The 3,504-nt window shown below is 40.6% G+C and carries 4 protein-coding genes; all 4 read right to left on the bottom strand.

Annotated features, from left to right (window positions below; genetic code table 11):
- A partial coding sequence (gene nth, locus LD39_RS08175; RefSeq protein WP_035545048.1) for an endonuclease III occupies positions 1 to 425 on the bottom strand: 425 nt, incomplete at its 3' end.
- Between the two features lie 9 nt (positions 426 to 434).
- Positions 435 to 1,133, bottom strand: a complete 699-nt coding sequence (locus LD39_RS08170; protein WP_035545047.1) for a DnaD domain-containing protein — start codon at positions 1,131 to 1,133, stop codon at positions 435 to 437.
- 88 nt (positions 1,134 to 1,221) lie between these two features.
- The gene (gene asnS / locus LD39_RS08165; RefSeq protein WP_035545045.1) at positions 1,222 to 2,514 is read right to left on the bottom strand and encodes an asparagine--tRNA ligase; all 1,293 of its coding nucleotides are present in this window, start codon (positions 2,512 to 2,514) and stop codon (positions 1,222 to 1,224) included.
- Positions 2,515 to 2,535: 21 nt separating this feature from the next.
- Positions 2,536 to 3,504, bottom strand: a 969-nt coding sequence (locus LD39_RS08160; RefSeq protein WP_035545043.1) for a pyridoxal phosphate-dependent aminotransferase, incomplete at its 5' end; no start/stop codon positions are given.

Here is a 3,504-nt window from a genome sequence, read left to right as displayed (position 1 = left end):
ACATGAGTATCGACCGCAATAGCTGGCTCTCCGAACGCTACAGATGCCACAACATTCGCTGTCTTCCTCCCTACTCCTGCAAGGCTTTCTAGTTCTTTTTTAGTAGGAGGAACCTCTCCATCGAAGTCATCCACTAAGGTTTGAGCTAATTTTTTTATATTTTTAGCTTTATTTCTATATAAGCCTATTCGTTTAATGTCTTCCTGAAGTTCCTCTAATGAAACAGCAATGTAATCTTCAGGTCTTTTATATTTTGTAAATAGTCCGGGTGTAACCTTATTGACAAGTGCATCGGTAGCCTGAGCTGATAGAACAACGGCAACTAGTAATTCAAACGCGTTGCTATGATTCAGTTCACACTCGGCTTCTGGAAACATTTCTTCAAAAGTATCTAAACAGAAACGAATTTGTTTATTATTCAACATGGCAATGGTTTATAAATCCTCCTCTAACCAATTGTAGTATAAAGAGATATCGCGTTTCTTCTTTGTAGCTTCTGACTGGTCTTTTTTGGGGCTCTGCCCCTGACGGAATTGTTTACCGTGTTCTCTAGCTTGTTGTACAGTCTGAATCCCCTTCTTCTTCCACTCCCTTAAAATTCTGTCAATGTATTTGAAGTTCAGCTTACTCATAAGAACTGCCTCTCTGAGAGCAGCTTTGATGAGGGCAGGAGATTGTTCATCTTCATCTAACCAAATATTGATTGTCTCAATTTCAAAAGGCGAAAGTGGCCGCCCGAATTCCTGTTCGAACAAAGGGAAGATATTTTCATTAAACTCTTGAGGTTCTGGCGATTTAACCGTCGTATAAGTGAACATTTTTTCCCATAATGGTTCAAGCGAATAGCATTCATTTAATACTTGCTGTTCGTTATGCTGCTGTTCAATTGTCAGAAGCTGTTTCTGAATTAAACTTCTCAGTATTTTCGAACACTCTTGGCTAGATACGGACAAGGATCCCGCAAGCTCTTCTGGTGTCGGAAATGAATTTCCTTCTGTTAGATAACGATGTAGTTGCATAATCACAACCAGCTCTGTTTCTTTTAAACCAAATTTCGTATAATCGGTCAAAAGTTGTTTAGGAATCATAACTTGATTATCAAGGATGCTCTGAAAACTTTGATATTTAGGCAAAAGATTTCACCTCTTTTCATCATATCACAGGAAAAAACACCGATAACGCCGGTAAGCGAAGAATCGGTGTTTAAACACTGCTATGGTCTTAAGGATATAAGCGGTTCAATAAACGAGGAAATGGGATCGTTTCGCGTACGTGTTCCACTCCAGCAATCCAGGCCACTGTTCGTTCAAGTCCAAGTCCGAAGCCGGAATGTGGGACACTTCCATATTCACGAAGTTGTAAATACCACTTATATGCTTCTCCTGTTAAGCCATGCTCTTCATATCGTTTCTGCATTAGCTCCAGATCATCGATACGTTGAGACCCTCCAATGATTTCTCCATAACCCTCAGGGGCAATCAAGTCTGCACACAATACAACCTCAGGTCGTTTTGGATCAGGTTTCATATAGAAAGCTTTGATTTCTGCAGGATAATTTGTAATAAATACTGGTTTATCGTAACTTTCAGCAATAGCAGTTTCATGAGGAGCACCAAAGTCTTCCCCCCACTCAATGTCATCGAACCCTTTTTCTTTAACGAGCTGAATAGCTTCATCATAACTGATGCGCGGGAATGGTGCCTGGATCTTTTCAAGTTTTTCTGTATCACGGCCAAGCGTTTCTAGTTCTATCTTACAGTTTTTGAGTACAGATTGGACGACATGAGAAACATATTGTTCCTGGACTTCTAAGCTATCCTCGTGATCCATAAATGCCATCTCCGGCTCAATCATCCAGAATTCGATGAGATGACGACGTGTTTTTGATTTTTCAGCACGAAAAGTAGGTCCGAAACTGAACACCCTGCCGAATGCCATCGCAGCAGCTTCCATGTAAAGCTGTCCACTTTGAGATAGATAGGCATCTTCGTCAAAGTATTTCGTATGGAATAGTTCCGTCGTGCCTTCTGCAGAAGAACCTGTTAGAATTGGCGGGTCAATTTTAACATAACCATTATCATTAAAGAATTCATATGTCGCACGAATGATCTCATTACGTACTTTCATAACCGCATGCTGACGGCTGGAACGCAACCATAAATGACGGTGATCCATAAGAAACTCAGTTCCGTGCTCTTTCGGAGTGATTGGATAATCAACAGCCTCATGGATGAGTTCGAAATCAGTCACTTGCATCTCAAATCCTAAAGGAGAACGAGTATCTTCGACAATCTTTCCAGTTACGTATAAGGAAGACTCTTGTGTCAAGGCTTTGGCATCTTGGAACTTCTCTTCTCCAATATCTGCTTTGACCACAATTCCTTGCATGAAGCCCGTTCCATCACGAAGCTGTAAAAAAGCAATTTTTCCGCTTGAGCGTTTATTGGCGAGCCATGCTCCGATAGTGACTTCCTCACCTACGTGTTTTGATACTTCAGAAATCGTTGTTTTCACACTAATACCTCCAGCTAACATTTATGATTGATGTTTCTCTACAAAGTTTTTAATTCGCTTTGCTGCTTCTTCTAATTGATTCAATGAAGTAGCGTATGACAGGCGTACATTATTAGGTGAACCAAAGCCAGAACCAGGTACTAGAGCGACCTTTTCTTCATCAAGAAGTGCCTTTACCCATGCGTCGACATCTTCAAATCCACCTGATTCCACTGCTTTTTTAACATTTGGAAACAAGTAGAAAGCTCCAGACGGCTTCACACAATCTACACCTGGGATATCAACCAACAATGAGTATAATACATCAAGACGTTCTTTAAAAGCGAGCTTCATCTCTTTCACTTCTTCTTCGGTAGATGTGTAAGCAGCTAGAGCAGCATATTGCGCAACTGACGTCGGATTTGAAGTCGAATGGGAAGCCATATTCGACATCGCCTTAATTACTTCTTTATTGCCTGCTGCGAATCCAATTCTCCATCCTGTCATTGAGTGAGATTTGGATACACCATTGATAATGATCGTTTGGTCATAGAGCTCATCAGAAATCTCAGCAATAGACACATGATTTTCATCCGTATAGATCAACTTCTCATAGATTTCATCAGAAACTATGAGAAGGTTGTTTTCAAGACAAACTTGTCCAATTGCTTGCAACTCTTCTTTCGTATACATCATACCCGTCGGATTACTAGGGGAATTAATGATAACAGCTTTGGTCTTCGATGTGATGGACTGCTTTAATTGGTCAGGTGTGATTTTAAAATCATTCGTTTCATCAGCCGTTACAATGACGGGCTTACCTTCAGCAAGTTTTATTTGCTCTGGGTAACTTACCCAGTAAGGAGCAGGTACAATGACTTCATCTCCTTCATTCAATAACACTTGGAAAAGAGTAAATAGTGCATGTTTAGCACCCGTTGTCACGATGATTTGTTCATTCGTATAGGTAAGCCCTTGGTCACGCTTCAGTTTTGCCGTAATAGCGTTTTT

This window comes from Halobacillus sp. BBL2006, from assembly GCF_000786645.1.
Lineage (GTDB): Bacteria > Bacillota > Bacilli > Bacillales > Halobacillaceae > Halobacillus.
This window is presented reverse-complemented; position numbering and strand designations above follow the sequence as displayed.